Annotated in this window: 7 protein-coding genes; 4 read left to right on the top strand and 3 right to left on the bottom strand. The window is 36.0% G+C overall.

The window, feature by feature from the left end; genetic code table 11:
• Positions 1-13 precede the first annotated feature (13 nt).
• Both ACW5YJ_RS02565 and ACW5YJ_RS02560 read right to left on the bottom strand, forming a co-directional pair.
• Positions 14-1,390, bottom strand: a complete 1,377-nt coding sequence (locus ACW5YJ_RS02565) for a four-carbon acid sugar kinase family protein (protein WP_457338446.1) — start codon at positions 1,388-1,390, stop codon at positions 14-16.
• An 8-nt stretch (positions 1,391-1,398) separates the two neighbouring features.
• Positions 1,399-2,274 (bottom strand): NAD(P)-binding domain-containing protein, encoded by an 876-nt coding sequence (locus ACW5YJ_RS02560; RefSeq protein WP_457338445.1) that lies wholly within the window; start codon positions 2,272-2,274, stop codon positions 1,399-1,401.
• 116 nt (positions 2,275-2,390) lie between these two features.
• Between ACW5YJ_RS02560 and ACW5YJ_RS02555 the strand changes: the two genes are divergently transcribed.
• The 4 genes from ACW5YJ_RS02555 (at position 2,391) to ACW5YJ_RS02540 (ending at position 5,812) form a co-directional block, all read left to right on the top strand.
• A complete protein-coding gene (locus ACW5YJ_RS02555) occupies positions 2,391-3,008 on the top strand; it encodes a GntR family transcriptional regulator (RefSeq protein WP_107551816.1) in 618 nt (205 codons plus the stop codon).
• Between the two features lie 221 nt (positions 3,009-3,229).
• Complete coding sequence (locus tag ACW5YJ_RS02550) at positions 3,230-4,156, top strand: VOC family protein (protein WP_107551815.1); 927 nt, start codon at positions 3,230-3,232, stop codon at positions 4,154-4,156.
• Between the two features lie 13 nt (positions 4,157-4,169).
• Complete coding sequence (locus ACW5YJ_RS02545) at positions 4,170-5,231, top strand: LLM class flavin-dependent oxidoreductase (RefSeq protein WP_017723957.1); 1,062 nt, start codon at positions 4,170-4,172, stop codon at positions 5,229-5,231.
• 11 nt (positions 5,232-5,242) lie between these two features.
• Positions 5,243-5,812, top strand: a complete 570-nt coding sequence (locus tag ACW5YJ_RS02540; RefSeq protein WP_017723958.1) for an NADPH-dependent FMN reductase — start codon at positions 5,243-5,245, stop codon at positions 5,810-5,812.
• 105 nt (positions 5,813-5,917) lie between these two features.
• On the opposite strand, the gene ACW5YJ_RS02535 is transcribed toward ACW5YJ_RS02540, so the two are convergent.
• Positions 5,918-16,732: a GA-like domain-containing protein gene (locus ACW5YJ_RS02535; RefSeq protein ID WP_457338444.1), complete on the bottom strand. Its 10,815-nt coding sequence runs from the start codon at positions 16,730-16,732 to the stop codon at positions 5,918-5,920.
• Between the last annotated feature and the right edge of the window lie 50 nt (positions 16,733-16,782).

The following is a 16,782-nucleotide window of genomic DNA, read 5'->3' as shown; positions in this document are numbered from 1 at the left end:
CTTCCCCTACTTTCTATATCTCTTTCGTATTCATTTTATATACAGTTGTTAACGTATCTTCATCTCCAATATTTCCCGGGAAAATAACATAAGGCATTTGACTATATTTTGCTTCCTCCCCTGTTAGCCAAACTGGTACACCTTGCGTTATTTGGCCAATAACAAGTGCCTTTTTAATATTTAGTCCTTTAGTGGCAACATCGCTAGAAGTAATACCACCTTTAGCAATAATGAATCTTGGTTTTACTTTCAAGCCTTGTACAATACCAACCAATGCATTGGAAATATTCGTAGAAATACTTAAATTATTCGTTAAATCTTCTGTTTTGATTACATCTCTTGAAGTATATACAACGACATCTCTTCCCGATTGAATATATGATGTCACCTTTTCTATCTGTTGATTTATGTACGTTTGTAAATCATTTGTAGTTACTGCTTTTACATCAAACTCAATGGATGCTATATCAGTATTTTTTAATAAATGTTGTAGTTGTAATGAAGTTTTTTTAACATGTGATCCTACAATCATAAGTCCACCATTCGTTTGATCACTATAATGATTTAAGTTAATGATCTCTCCTGGTGTTTCGCACATAGCCTTAACAAATGACGCGGCTGTTCTAAACATGAATTTTTTATCATTACTTTCTAAAAATCTAGTTAAACATGAAACAAAATAATCCATATCTTCATCATTTAATGCATCGACGATAACAGCATCAAAATTTGAGATACTGTTAAGTACTTCATTAATTGATTGGGCATCACGTTCTCGTATTTGTGACAAACGAATATGTTTTACGTCATCAGCATTAATTTCTCCGTTACTTTTCTCTTCTATAAAACTTGCCATCGTTCTACTACTGAATCCGAATGTAGTATCATTTGCAAATTCACTTTCAGACACAGGAATATATCCATTGCCTTCTTTTAAATAATGAATACCATCCAATGTGTAACGTTTTCCTTCAAAGAACGCTGGTATATAAAATACTCCATCAAATTGTTCATCTGAAGCTTCGCTCAAGACTTTCGGCTCTAAATAAAAATGCCCTCTTAATGTCGAATCTCCTCTACTTATTACAATGTATGGATAATCTAATCGTTGCGAAACACGTGCTATATTACGACTGATTTCTTGATGTAATTGTGTAGTTTCTTGTTCATTTAACGCTCTGGAATTCGTTAATATATAAAACATATGATTTTCTTGCTTAAAACCATCTTCAATTAATGATTCTGACCATTCTGTATATACCGGTAAGTCTTTTACTGTTTGAGTGCCAGTTGGGTCGTCATCTAGAACGATAATTTTATATTTAAAAGTACTAAGTTTTTTTGAAATAACATCTTGCTTCGTTACATTTATTAAACGCTCGTTTAACATCTTTTCACCTACATATTATTTATATTTTCAAAGTATTTTATAATGCCTGAATGGTCATTCATACCATTACCGTGTGCAACTTCTGATTTGTAAATTTCTTTCACTTGATTTGCTATAGGCAATGTAAGACCAACTGTATCTGCTGTTGAACTCACGTTTTTCATATCTTTTAAATTTATATTTAACGTTCCCCCTGGTTGATAGTCTTCCTCAATCATTTTTGGAAACTTCGCATCCATTACGCTAGAACCTGCTAGACCACCTTTAATTGCTTTATACATATTTGCTAAATCTATATCAAATTTTTTCGCTAATACTACCGCTTCAGAAAGCGCAGCAATGTTGGTGTTAACTATAATTTGATTTGCTAACTTTACTACGCTACCCGCGCCAACATCACCGACTCTTATAACTGATGCAGCAATAGGTTCTAAAACTTTTTGAACTTCTGGTAAATCCGTTTCTGTACAACCAACCATCACTGATAATTCACCAGTTATCGCTAAAGGCTCTCCCCCGCTTACGGGAGCATCCATATATTTAATTTGTTTTGTTTCTAGTACTTTACTTATTTCCAATGATTCATTTGGCGTTAGAGAGCTAGTATCAATAACAGCTTTTACATTAATATCAGTTTGCTTAACTATTGCATCTTCGCCACTATATAAAACAGCCTTTACTATCGCACCATTTGGTAACGATGTAATAACATAATCAGCTTGTTGGGCCATTTGTTTTACTGAAACAGCATTTGCCCCTTGCATCACTACTTCACTTTCTGCTTCTTTATTTAAATCATTAACAAGAACAGTTACGTTCGCTTTTAATAAATTTTCTACCATTGGTTTCCCCATAATACCTAAACCTATAAATCCTACTTTCATAAATCGACACCCTTCCTGAAAACGTTTGCAAAATAATTGTATACCAAATCAGATAAAATGTATACATTTTATTACTAATTTTTTTATAGTACACTTATTGTAATGAGGTGAGTTAATTGAATAATAATGAATTAACAATTTATCAAAGAATTAGAAATGACATCATTTCTGGAGCTTTTAAAAAAGATGAGAAAATTACCGAAGCTAAACTTGCAAAGAAATATGAGGTAAGTCGAACTCCAATTCGTGAAGCATTAAAGCAATTAGAGCTAGAATATTTTATTAAAAATGCTTATATTTTCATTCCAACTAGTGAAGAATATAGGCAAATATTTGAAATGCGTATTTTATTAGAAACACACGCGTTAAAAAAAGCTGCTATTGTTTATACAACATCAGATTTAGAAGAATTAAAAGGTTACACAGAGATAGATATCGAAGTGGAGGATGAAGCTACAATCATTGAAATCAATGACAAATTCCATCAAAAAATTATCGCCGCTACTAATAACCAATTTATCCTAGATACATACCAGAAATATAAGAGTTTCATTTATTTATTTAGCCAAACTGTAATTAACAAACGTCGGCCTGGTTTAATAGAAGAACATAAAGCCATTGTTTCAGCGCTTTATGACAGAGATATTAATTTAGCTGTCACGTTACTCGAAGACCATTTAAAAAACGACTTAGAATTCAGTCTTTATTATTTAGAATTTAAAAACAATGAATAATTTAAAAAGACACGAAATTTTAATAGTTTCGTGTCTTTTTATGAATTAAAATTAATTTATAATTAACGAATAGTAGTGTGCAAACCATAGGTGTTGATTTTCTGTTAAACAAGGTATATATTATTGCTAACAAGTATATTTTTTATACCTACAGTTTATATATACTGTAAACAGGTAATAATTAATACAATAGTAACTATCAAATCTATGGGGGGCGCTATATGAATATCATTGGCCATCATCACATTTCTATGTATACAAAAGATGCACAAATAAATAAAGGTTTTTATACTAAAATTTTAGGATTACGTTTAGTAGAAAAATCTGTAAATCAAGACAACCCTATGATGTACCATCTATTTTTCGGAGATGAAATCGGGTCTGCAGGAACTTTGCTGAGCTTTTTTGAGATACCTAATATAGGGAAAAATCGCCCCGGTACAAACTCCATTCATCGTATAGGTTTATTAGTCCCTGATAAAGCATCTTTAACTTATTTCCAATCTCGTTTAGAAGATAACAATATAGATACGATAAATATGACATATTTAAACCAACCAGCTTTGTTATTTAAAGATCCAGATGATTTAGAGATTATATTAATTGCTAACCAACAATATAACCTACCAAAGTCATGGCGCAAAAATCCATACTCAGATATCCCTACAGAGCATCAAATTTTAGGTATGGGACCTGTCGAATTACGATTACGTGATACGCAAAAAACTGTCGATTTTTTACAAAATGAACTTCGTTATACTCCAAGGCAGGATACAGAGGAAATAGTTATGACCTTGGATGAAACTGGCTTATACTCAGATTTTGTGATTGTCGAACAACAAGGGCAACGCGCTAGGCCTGGTCAAGGTTATGTGCACCACATAGCTGTAAACACACCCAAAGATTCAAATTTAGAAGCTATTTTAGCAACAGTTAATAAAAATTCTGGAAATAATAGCGGTATTATTGATCGTTACTTTTTCAAATCATTATACTATCGACACAATAGCATTATGTATGAATTTGCAACAGAATCTCCTGGTTTCACGGTAGACACAGCTATTGAAAATTTGGGTAAACAGCTCAATTTACCAGATTTTATGGAAGATCAACGTACTCAAATCGAATCACAATTACACGATTTATAAAGGATGATGATATATGGCTATTTTAAAAATGAACGAAAATACTCCATTAGAATTTGGACTTTATTCACTTGGAGATCACTTACTCAACCCTCACAACGGTGAAAAAGTAAGTTATGAACAACGCATTCAAGAATTAATCGAGGCAAGTCAATTAGCAGAACAAGCAGGTATAGATGTATTCGGTGTAGGCGAAAGTCACCAAGAGCACTTTACTACACAAGCACATACAGTTGTGTTAGGTGCTATTGCACAAGCGACTAATAAAATTAAAATATCTAGTTCTTCTTCAATTATAAGCGCAGCGGACCCAGTTAGAATATTTGAAGATTTTGCAACTTTAGACCTAATATCACATGGACGAGCAGAAATAGTAGCAGGTAGAGCTTCTCGTACAGGTATCTTTGATTTATTTGGTTTAGATTTAAATAATTATGATGAGCTTTACGAAGAAAAATTAAATTTACTGTTAGAGTTGAATAAGACTGATAAAATCACTTGGTCTGGTAAATTTAGACCAGATTTAAATAATATGAAAATATTCCCAAGACCAATAGACGATGAACTACCAATTTGGCGTGCTGTTGGTGGGCCAGCAGCAAGTGCGATTAAAGCAGGACGTCAAGGTATTCCAATGATGATTACAACATTAGGTGGGCCAGCAATGACATTTAAAGATTCAATAGATGAATATCGACTCACTGCAAAAGAACATGGTTTCGATACTTCAGCCGAATCGTTACCAGTTTCTACTGCTAGTTTATTCTACACTGCTGAAACTACACAATCAGCATTAAAAGAATATTATCCTCACCTTAATGTTGGTATGTCTTTTATAAGAGGTACTGGATATCCAAAACAACAATTTGCTAATGCACCAGATTATAGAGATGCCTTAATGGTTGGAAGCCCACAACAAATCATTGAAAAAATACTTTACCAACATGAACTTTATAATCATCAGAGATTTATGGCTCAAATTGATTTCGGTGGCGTACCTTTCGATAAAATAATGAAAAATATAGAACTCATTGGTAATGAAATCATTCCAGGTGTTAAAAAGCATTTGAACAAATAGGAGGTATAAAAATGAAAAACGTCGTGCTACTATCTGGTTCTACAGTTGGCTCTAAAACAAGTACTGCTATAAAATATCTAAACGAAGCCATAACAAATCAAGATGATACACTTAATATCCAATTATTCGATTTAAAGAATTTAGATTTAGCTTTTAGCGATGGACGAAATTACTTGGATTATTCTGGAGACACATTAGAATTAACTACTGCTTTAATGCAAGCTGATATTATTTTTATAGGTTTTCCAATCTTTCAAGCATCTATACCAGGAACACTTAAAAACGTATTTGATTTACTTCCTGTTAATGCATTTAGAGATAAAGTTGTAGGTATTATAGCAACTGCGGGTTCTCCTAAGCATTACTTAATTGCTGAAACACAATTAAAACCAATATTAAGCTATATGAAAGCCCATGTTATGCAAACTTATGTATTTATTGAAGAACGTGATTTTTCTAATGGCACTATCGTTAATGATGACATTATATTTAGAATTAATGACTTGGCAACATCAACCTTGCGTGTTTCTAAATTATATAATCAGCTTTTAGAAGAAGAAAATAATCAATACGATTTTTAAATCACTATTGCATTAATATTTTAGCTACCTATAAATTTAAAGAGCCGAGGCATAAAAGTATGCCTCGGCTCTTTTTTGTACTGTCCCTATAGTCGTTATTAAATTTTAGTTATTTTTTTCTATCTTTTTTTCTTGTTTCCTTCTTAAGAGCATCATTGAACCTATAGCTCCTAGTAAAGTTCCAAAAATCCAACTATCTTTATTTTTTCCACCTGTATTAGGTAAATGAGTTAGTGACTTCATACTCTGTTTTGAATTTTCATTTGTTTCATTTTTCATTATTTGCAAATGGTTCGAAACTCCATTTAATTGTTGCTGATTTTGAGGAGGTCTTTCTTCTAATAACTTACTATCTCTATCATTTAAATATTGTTCTTTCACATTTTTATGCATAGGATTATTTGTTTTTGAATTTTTGATAGCATTATCCAAATGTTTATTTACTTTAGCATGATTTTGACCTTTTATATTTGGTGATTCTACATCTAATGTTCCATTACTATCTTGGTCATTTACTTCTGGTGACATTACTGAACCGATTTGATCTAAACGACTTTGGAGAGCCTCTTTACCTTCAGTACCATTCGGTACGTTATTTAGTTTTTCAGTTGCGTTTGTCTTAGCCGTTTCTAGCGCCTCAACTAATTTATCTAGCTCTGCTTTTTCTTTCGGATTGATTAATCCATCTGCTGTTATTTCAGACAACTTGTTATCTACGGCTTGTTTAGCTTGTTCGGCTGCTTCGATCGCTTGTTTTACTTCATTTAATTGTTCCGTATCTAAGACGCCGTTGCTATCTTGGTCGTTCACTTCTGGTGACGTTACTGAACCTATTTGATCTAAACGACTTTGTAACGCGTCCTTGCCTGCTGTACCATTCGGTACGTTATTTAGTTTTTCAGCCGCTGTTACTTTGGCTGCCTCGAGTCCTTCAACTAACTTATCTAACTCTGCTTTTTCTGTTGGAGTGATTAAGCCATCTGATGTAACTTCAGATAACTTGTTATCTACGGCTTGTTTAGCTTGTTCGGCTGCTTCAATCGCCTGTTGCGCTTCATTTAATTGTTCCGTATCTAACTCGCCATTACTATCTTGGTCGTTCACTTCTGGTGATGTCACTGAGCCGATTTGATCTAAACGACTTTGGAGAGCGTCTTTGCCTGCTGTACCATTCGGTACGTTATTCAGTTTTTCCGTTGCGTTTGTCTTAGCTGTTTCTAGCACCTCAATTAATTTATCTACTTCTGCTTTTTCTTTCGGATTGACTAAGCCATCTGATGTGACTTCAGATAACTTGTTATCTGCGGCTTGCTTCGCTTGTTCTAACGCCTCGATTGCTTGTTGCGCTTCAGTTAATTGCTCTGTATCTAACACACCGTTGCTATCTTGGTCGTTCACTTCTGGTGACGTTACTGAACCTATTTGATCTAAACGACTTTGTAACGCGTCCTTGCCTGCTGTACCATTCGGTACGCTATTTAGTTTTTCAGTTGCATTTGTCTTAGCCGTTTCTAGCGCTTCAATTAATTTATCTAGCTCTGCTTTTTCTGTTGGGTTGATTAAGCCATCTGATGTGACTTCAGATAACTTGTTATCTGCGGCTTGCTTCGCTTGTTCTAACGCCTCGATTGCTTGTTGCGCTTCAGTTAATTGCTCTGTATCTAAGACACCATTACTATCTTGGTCGTTCACTTCTGGTGATGTCACTGACCCGATTTGTTCTAATCGACTTTGTAACGCGTCTTTTCCTTCTGTACCATTCGGTACATTATTTAGTTTTTCTGTTGCGTTTGTTTTAGCCGTTTCTAGCGCCTCAACTAATTTATCTAGCTCTGCTTTTTCTTTCGGATTGATTAATCCATCTGCTGTTATTTCAGACAACTTGTTATCTCCAGCGACTTTGGCTTGTTCGGCTGCTTCGATCGCTTGTTTTGCTTCATTTAATTGTTCCGTATCTAAGACGCTGTTGCTATCTTGGTCGTTCACTTCTGGTGACGTTACTGAACCTATTTGATCTAAACGACTTTGTAACGCATCCTTACCTGCTGTACCATTCGGTACGTTATTCAATTTCTCTGTTGCGTTTATCTTAGCCGTTTCTAGCGCCTCAACTAATTTATCTAGCTCTGCTTTTTCTGTTGGATTGACTAAACCATCCGATGTAATTTCAGATAACTTGTTATTCACAGCTACTTTGGCTTGTTCGGCTGCCTCAATCGCTTGTTGTGCTTCAGTTAATTGTTCCGTATCTAACACACCATTACTATCTTGGTCATTTACTTCTGGTGACGTTACTGAACCAATTTGGTCTAAACGACTTTGTAACTCATCCTTACCTGCTGTACCATTCGGTACGTTATTCAATTTCTCTGTTGCGTTTGTCTTAGCCGTTTCTAGCGCCTCAACTAATTTATCTAATCCTTCTTTTTCAGTTGGGTTGATTAAGCCATCTGATGTGATTTCAGATAACTTGTTATTCGCAGCTACTTTGGCTTGTTCGGCTGCTTCAATCGCTTGTTGCGCTTCAGTTAATTGTTCCGTATCTAACACACCATTACTATCTTGGTCGTTCACTTCTGGTGACGTTACTGAACCAATTTGATCTAAGCGACTTTGTAACTCATCCTTACCTGCTGTACCATTCGGTACGTTATTCAATTTCTCTGTTGCGTTTGTCTTAGCTGTTTCTAACGCTTCAATTAATTTATCTAGCTCTGCTTTTTCTTTCGGATTGACTAATCCATCCGATGTAATTTCAGATAACTTGTTATCCGCAGCTACTTTAGCTTGTTGGGCTGCTTCAACGGCTTGTTGGGCATCAGTTAATTGCTCTGTATCTAACACACCATTACTATCTTGGTCGTTCACTTCTGGTAACGTTACTGAACCAATTTGATCTAAACGACTTTGGAGCGCATCTTTTCCTTCAGTACCATTCGGTACGTTATTTATTTTTTCAGTTGCGTTTGTCTTAGCTGTTTCTAGCGCCTCAACTAATTTATCTAGCTCTGCTTTTTCTGTTGGGTTGATTAAGCCATCCGATGTGATTTCAGACAACTTGTTATCCGCAGCTACTTTGGCTTGTTCTACTGCTTCGATCGCTTGTTGTGCTTCAGTTAACTGCTCTGTATCTAAGACACCATTACTATCTTGGTCGTTCACTTCTGGTGATGTCACTGAACCGATTTGTTCTAATCGACTTTGTAACGCGTCCTTGCCTGCTGTACCATTCGGTACGTTATTTAGTTTTTCAGCCGCTGTTACTTTGGCTGCCTCGAGTCCTTCAACTAACTTATCTAACTCTGCTTTTTCTGTTGGAGTGATTAAGCCATCTGATGTTATTTCAGACAACTTGTTATCTACAGCTTGTTTAGCTTGTTCTGCTGCTTCAATCGCTTGTTGCGCTTCAGTTAATTGTTCCGTATCTAACTCGCCATTGCTATCTTGGTCATTTACTTCTGGTGATGTCACTGATCCGATTTGTTCTAATCGACTTTGTAACGCGTCTTTGCCTACAGTACCATTCGGTACATTATTCAATTTCTCCGTTGCGTTTGTCTTAGCCGTTTCTAGCGCCTCAACTAATTTATCTAGTTCTGCTTTTTCTGTTGGGTTGACTAATCCATCTGCTGTAATTTCAGATAACTTGTTATCTCCAGCGACTTTGGCTTGTTCTGCTGCTTCGATCGCTTGTTTTGCTTCATTTAATTGTTCCGTATCTAAGACGCCGTTGCTATCTTGGTCGTTCACTTCTGGTGACGTTACTGAACCTATTTGATCTAAACGACTTTGTAACGCGTCCTTGCCTGCTGTACCATTCGGTACGTTATTTAGTTTTTCAGCCGCTGTTACTTTGGCTACCTCGAGTCCTTCAACTAACTTATCTAACTCTGCTTTTTCTGTTGGAGTGATTAAGCCATCTGATGTGACTTCAGATAACTTGTTATCTGCGGCTTGCTTAGCTTGTTCTGCTGCTTCAATCGCTTGTTGTGCTTCAGTTAATTGTTCCGTATCTAAGACTCCGTTGCTATCTTGGTCGTTCACTTCTGGTGACGTTACTGAACCGATTTGATCTAAACGATTTTGTAGAGCGTCTTTGCCTGTTGTACCATTCGGTACATTATTCAATTTCTCTGTTGCGTTTGTCTTAGCCGTTTCTAGCGTCTCAACTAATTTATCTAGCTCTGCTTTTTCTGTTGGGTTGATTAATCCATCTGATGTGACTTCAGATAACTTGTTATCTGCGGCTTGCTTAGCTTGTTCTGCTGCTTCAATCGCTTGTTGCGCTTCAGTTAATTGTTCCGTATCTATGACTCCGTTGCTATCTTGGTCATTCACTTCTGGTGACGTTACTGAACCTATTTGATCTAAACGACTTTGTAACGCATCTTTTCCTGCTGTACCATTCGGTACGCTATTCAATTTCTCCGTTGCGTTTGTCTTAGCTGTTTCTAGCGCCTCAATTATTTTATCTAGCTCTGCTTTTTCTGTTGGAGTGATTAAGCCATCCGATGTAATTTCAGATAACTTGTTATTCGCAGACACTTTGGCTTGTTCGGCTGCTTCGATCGCTTGTTGTGCTTCATTTAATTGTTCTGTATCTAAGACACCATTACTATCTTGATCATTCACTTCTGGTGATGTTACTGAACCGATTTGATCTAAACGACTTTGTAACGCGTCCTTGCCTGCTGTACCATTCGGTACGTTATTTAGTTTTTCAGCCGCTGTTACTTTGGCTGCCTCGAGTCCTTCAACTAACTTATCTAACTCTGCTTTTTCTTTCGGATTGATTAAGCCATCCGATGTAATTTCAAACAACTTGTTATCTGCGACTTGCTTAGCTTGTTCGGCTGCTTCAATCGCTTGTTGCGCTTCAGTTAATTGTTCCGTATCTAAAACACCATTACCATCTTGATCATTTACTTCTGGTGACGTTACTGAACCTATTTGATCTAAGCGACTTTGTAACGCATCCTTACCTGCTGTACCATTCGGTACGTTATTCAATTTCTCTGTTGCGTTTGTTTTAGCCGTTTCTAACGCTTCAACTAATTTATCTAGTTCTGCTTTTTCTTTCGGATTGACTAAACCATCTGCTGTAATCTCAGACAGCTTGTTATCTGCGGATTGCTTTGCTTGTTCTAACGCCTCGATTGCTTGTTGCGATTCAGTTAATTGCTCTGTATCTAAAACACCGTTACCATCTTGATCATTTACTTCTGGTGATGTTACTGAACCTATTTGATCTAAACGACTTTGTAACGCATCCTTACCTGCTGTACCATTCGGTACATTATTTAGTTTTTCAGCCGCTGTTACTTTGGCTACCTCGAGTCCTTCAACTAACTTATCTAATTCTTCTTTTTCTTTCGGATTGATTAAGCCATCTGATGTTATTTCAGACAACTTGTTATCTATGGCTTGCTTAGCTTGTTCTACTGCTTCGATTGCTTGTTGCGCTTCAGTTAATTGCTCTGTATCTAAGACTCCGTTACCATCTTGATCATTTACTTCTGGGGATGTCACTGCACCGATTTGATCTAAACGACTTTGTAACGCATCTTTTCCTGCTGTACCATTCGGTACGTTATTCAATTTCTCTGTTGCGTTTGTCTTAGCTGTTTCTAGCGCTTCAATTAATTTATCTAGCTCTGCTTTTTCTGTTGGGTTGACTAATCCATCCGATGTAATTTCAAACAACTTGTTATCTGCGACTTGCTTCGCTTGTTCGGCTGCTTCAATCGCTTGTTGCGCTTCAGTTAATTGTTCCGTATCTAAAACACCATTACCATCTTGGTCATTTACTTCTGGTGACGTTACTGAACCTATTTGATCTAAACGACTTTGTAACGCATCCTTACCTGTTGTACTATTCGGTACATTATTCAATTTCTCCGTTGCATTTGTCTTAGCCGTTTCTAGCGCCTCAACTAATTTATCTAGCTCTGCTTTTTCTTTCGGATTGACTAATCCATCCGATGTAATTTCAGACAACTTGTTATCTACGGCTTGCTTCGCTTGTTCGGCTGCTTCAATCGCTTGTTGCGCTTCAGTTAATTGTTCCGTATCTATGACTCCGTTGCTATCTTGGTCGTTCACTTCTGGTGACGTTACTGAACCTATTTGATCTAAACGACTTTGGAGTTCATCCTTGCCTGCTGTACCATTCGGTACGCTATTCAATTTCTCCGTTGCGTTTGTCTTAGCTGTTTCTAGCGCCTCAATTATTTTATCTAGCTCTGCTTTTTCTGTTGGAGTGATTAAGCCATCCGATGTAATTTCAGATAACTTGTTATTCGCAGACACTTTGGCTTGTTCGGCTGCTTCGATCGCTTGTTGTGCTTCATTTAATTGTTCTGTATCTAAGACACCATTACTATCTTGATCATTCACTTCTGGTGATGTTACTGAACCGATTTGATCTAAACGACTTTGTAACGCGTCCTTGCCTGCTGTACCATTCGGTACGTTATTTAGTTTTTCAGCCGCTGTTACTTTGGCTGCCTCGAGTCCTTCAACTAACTTATCTAACTCTGCTTTTTCTTTCGGATTGATTAAGCCATCCGATGTAATTTCAGATAACTTGTTATTCGCAGCTACTTTGGCTTGTTCGGCTGCTTCAATCGCTTGTTGCGCTTCAGTTAATTGTTCCGTATCTAAAACACCATTACCATCTTGATCATTTACTTCTGGTGACGTTACTGAACCTATTTGATCTAAGCGACTTTGTAACGCATCCTTACCTGCTGTACCATTCGGTACGTTATTCAATTTCTCTGTTGCGTTTGTCTTAGCTGTTTCTAGCGCCTCAATTAATTTATCTAATTCTGCTTTTTCTTTCGGATTAACTAAGCCATCTGATGTGATTTCAGATAACTTGTTATTCGCAGCTACTTTAGCTTGTTCTACTGCTTCGATCGCTTGTTGTGCTTCAGTTAATTGCTCTGTATCTAAGACTCCGTTACTATCTTGATCATTTACTTCTGGTGACGTTACTGTACCAATTTGATCTAAACGATTTTGTAACGCATCTTTGCCTGCTGTACCATTCGGTACATTATTCAATTTCTCTGTTGCGTTTGTTTTAGCCGTTTCTAGCGCCTCAACTAATTTATCTAATTCTGCTTTTTCAGTTGGGTTGACTAATCCATCTGCTGTAATTTCAGACATCTTGTTATTCGCAGCTACTTTGGCTTGTTCTACTGCTTCAATCGCTTGTTGTGCTTCATTTAATTGCTCTGTATCTAAGACTCCGTTACCATCTTGATCATTTACTTCTGGGGATGTCACTGCACCGATTTGATCTAAACGACTTTGTAACGCATCTTTTCCTGCTGTACCATTCGGTACGTTATTCAATTTCTCTGTTGCGTTTGTCTTAGCTGTTTCTAGCGCTTCAATTAATTTATCTAGCTCTGCTTTTTCTGTTGGGTTGACTAATCCATCCGATGTAATTTCAAACAACTTGTTATCTGCGACTTGCTTCGCTTGTTCGGCTGCTTCAATCGCTTGTTGCGCTTCAGTTAATTGTTCCGTATCTAAAACACCATTACCATCTTGGTCATTTACTTCTGGTGACGTTACTGAACCTATTTGATCTAAACGACTTTGTAACGCATCCTTACCTGTTGTACTATTCGGTACATTATTCAATTTCTCCGTTGCATTTGTCTTAGCCGTTTCTAGCGCCTCAACTAATTTATCTAGCTCTGCTTTTTCTTTCGGATTGACTAATCCATCCGATGTAATTTCAGACAACTTGTTATCTACGGCTTGCTTCGCTTGTTCGGCTGCTTCAATCGCTTGTTGCGCTTCAGTTAATTGTTCCGTATCTATGACTCCGTTGCTATCTTGGTCGTTCACTTCTGGTGACGTTACTGAACCTATTTGATCTAAACGACTTTGTAACGCATCTTTTCCTGCTGTACCATTCGGTACGTTATTCAATTTCTCTGTTGCGTTTGTCTTAGCTGTTTCTAGCGCTTCAATTAATTTATCTAGCTCTGCTTTTTCTGTTGGGTTGACTAATCCATCCGATGTAATTTCAAACAACTTGTTATCTGCGACTTGCTTCGCTTGTTCGGCTGCTTCAATCGCTTGTTGCGCTTCAGTTAATTGTTCCGTATCTAAAACACCATTACCATCTTGGTCATTTACTTCTGGTGACGTTACTGAACCTATTTGATCTAAACGACTTTGTAACGCATCCTTACCTGTTGTACTATTCGGTACATTATTCAATTTCTCCGTTGCATTTGTCTTAGCCGTTTCTAGCGCCTCAACTAATTTATCTAGCTCTGCTTTTTCTTTCGGATTGACTAATCCATCCGATGTAATTTCAGACAACTTGTTATCTACGGCTTGCTTCGCTTGTTCGGCTGCTTCAATCGCTTGTTGCGCTTCAGTTAATTGTTCCGTATCTATGACTCCGTTGCTATCTTGGTCGTTCACTTCTGGTGACGTTACTGAACCTATTTGATCTAAACGACTTTGGAGTTCATCCTTGCCTGCTGTACCATTCGGTACGCTATTCAATTTCTCCGTTGCGTTTGTCTTAGCTGTTTCTAGCGCCTCAATTATTTTATCTAGCTCTGCTTTTTCTGTTGGAGTGATTAAGCCATCCGATGTAATTTCAGATAACTTGTTATTCGCAGACACTTTGGCTTGTTCGGCTGCTTCGATCGCTTGTTGTGCTTCATTTAATTGTTCTGTATCTAAGACACCATTACTATCTTGATCATTCACTTCTGGTGATGTTACTGAACCGATTTGATCTAAACGACTTTGTAACGCGTCCTTGCCTGCTGTACCATTCGGTACATTATTCAATTTCTCTGTTGCGTTTGTTTTAGCCGTTTCTAGCGCCTCAACTAATTTATCTAATTCTGCTTTTTCAGTTGGGTTGACTAATCCATCTGCTGTAATTTCAGACATCTTGTTATTCGCAGCTACTTTGGCTTGTTCTACTGCTTCAATCGCTTGTTGTGCTTCATTTAATTGCTCTGTATCTAACACACCATTACTATCTTGGTCGTTCACTTCTGGTGACGTCACTGAACCTATTTGATTAAATCTTCTTTGAAGTTCATCTTTACCGTCCGTTCCATCTAATATGCTATTTAATTTATTAAGAGCACTTTGTTTTGCTTGTTCTAAATCATTACTCGCTTCATCAACCTTTTTCTTCTCAGAAGGATTTACTACTCCATCTTGTAATATTTTTGATAATTGTTGCTCAGCAAAATGTTTTGCTTGTTCAGCAATCTGAATAGCTTCCATAGCTTTTTGTTTTTTAGCTTTATTTAAAGCATTATTAATACTTGTTGCTACTTCATCAATATCAACTGCTTGGTTTGTTATATTTACACCTCTAAGTACAAAAGGGTCTAAAGTGTCACTTAATATATATCCAAAAAGTTTATCTTTCTTAACATCTATATAATAATTTGCATCAAATGATATTATAAACTCAACTCTTCCTCCAGAGCCTCCACCTGTATTTGGGTTTCCATTACTACCACTATTAGGCCTTGTGTATGAATAATATCCAAGTTTATCTTTTTTTAATATCATTCTTTGTCTGCCATTATAAACAGCTACAACTTTTTTTATTTTTTTACTGAGTGATTCATTAGGTCTTATGGCATAATTCTCAAATCTATATGTACCTCTACCTTTTTCTTTCTCTAACACCATGGTTGCTATTAAAATTTCACCATCATCATAAAAAACGTCATCTTTAACTATACCAAACTTATTTTTAGTTACATCACTCTGCCCACCGAATGTATAGACTGCACCATAATCATTATTATCCCTATTAAGCGTTAAATCTTTCATTTTATATAGCAATTCATTCATTAAACTTGCCTGGTGTGCTGTCACTCTTATATTTCTTGCTAATGAATAATCACCATCAAAAACTCTATCATAAGCACTACGATTGTTTTTAAGTGCACTTTGTCTAATGATATTTCTTAAAAATAATTTTCGCTCCTCTTCTGTAAGTTCACTTCTATTTCTTTCTACTTCTCTAAATGCTTTTGTTAGGTTATCACCTTGTACTATAAGGTCATACATTATTCTATTACCAAAAAATCTGCTTAATATACTACTTGTATAACCAAACCTATTCAACGACCTTCTCATTCGAACTTTAGGTTTGCTTGATTCATCTTCTTTTATTTCATTAATAATATCAATTAAATCCGTACTTTCATTATCACTCTCTTTTTTAGAACTAATTGTATTATCTTTTAATGCATCTCCTTTTATTTTTTCCTTATCATTATTACTTTCTGGTTCAGTATATTTTTGTTCACTTTCATTAATTGTTTCATTTTTAATAGTAGGATGTATCTTACTTTTCAAGGAGGAGTTACTAGCATTATTTTGTGTAGGAGAATCTTTCTTACTATCATCATAAATAGTAATTTCTTTTTCCTGTATGGTTGTTTGATCATTGTGAGGAATATTTTCATTTATTTCCTCTTTAGATGTATTATCTTTGGACAGTGTATCTGTTGCTTCTCTTTTATTACCATCGTTATTATAACTTCTATTATTTTTCGATTCCGATACATCATTCGTTAACTCTTCACTTTTTGGTTTAACTAATTTTTTATTCTCCTCTTCGTCCTTTGACAATAATTCTTCTTTATTTACGTTATCTACTTTATTATTAAAATTTGAAGGTTTTTCTACACTAGTCTGATTTAATTCTAAATTGTGTTTATTTGTTACCTCACCTTCATGAGTTGTCGAATTCATTTCCTTTTCTATCACATCTGCTTTGGCATCACTGGTTTGGTTCATAAATAATATGGATCCTACTAAAACCGACGCAGTTCCCACAGTGAATTTTCGAATAGAATACTTATTATTTCTTTTAGCAATATATTCTTTGAGTAATCTCATAGATGTCTTATTCTCCTTTGTTGATAATATCCACGCTATTAACAATAATA

The organism is Staphylococcus sp. mip270_02 (assembly GCF_054031535.1).
Note: the sequence above shows the minus strand (reverse complement) of the source record. Positions and strands in the feature narration are given on the sequence as shown.

What these genes read in the sequence shown, in the direction of transcription:
- ACW5YJ_RS02535 (WP_457338444.1), bottom strand. Translation starts at nt 16,732, where the DNA reads ATGAGATTACTCAAAGAATATATTGCTAAAAGAAATAATAAGTATTCT.
- ACW5YJ_RS02550 (WP_107551815.1), top strand. Translation starts at nt 3,230, where the DNA reads ATGAATATCATTGGCCATCATCACATTTCTATGTATACAAAAGATGCA.
- ACW5YJ_RS02560 (WP_457338445.1), bottom strand. Translation starts at nt 2,274, where the DNA reads ATGAAAGTAGGATTTATAGGTTTAGGTATTATGGGGAAACCAATGGTA.
- ACW5YJ_RS02540 (WP_017723958.1), top strand. Translation starts at nt 5,243, where the DNA reads ATGAAAAACGTCGTGCTACTATCTGGTTCTACAGTTGGCTCTAAAACA.
- ACW5YJ_RS02565 (WP_457338446.1), bottom strand. Translation starts at nt 1,390, where the DNA reads ATGTTAAACGAGCGTTTAATAAATGTAACGAAGCAAGATGTTATTTCA.
- ACW5YJ_RS02545 (WP_017723957.1), top strand. Translation starts at nt 4,170, where the DNA reads ATGGCTATTTTAAAAATGAACGAAAATACTCCATTAGAATTTGGACTT.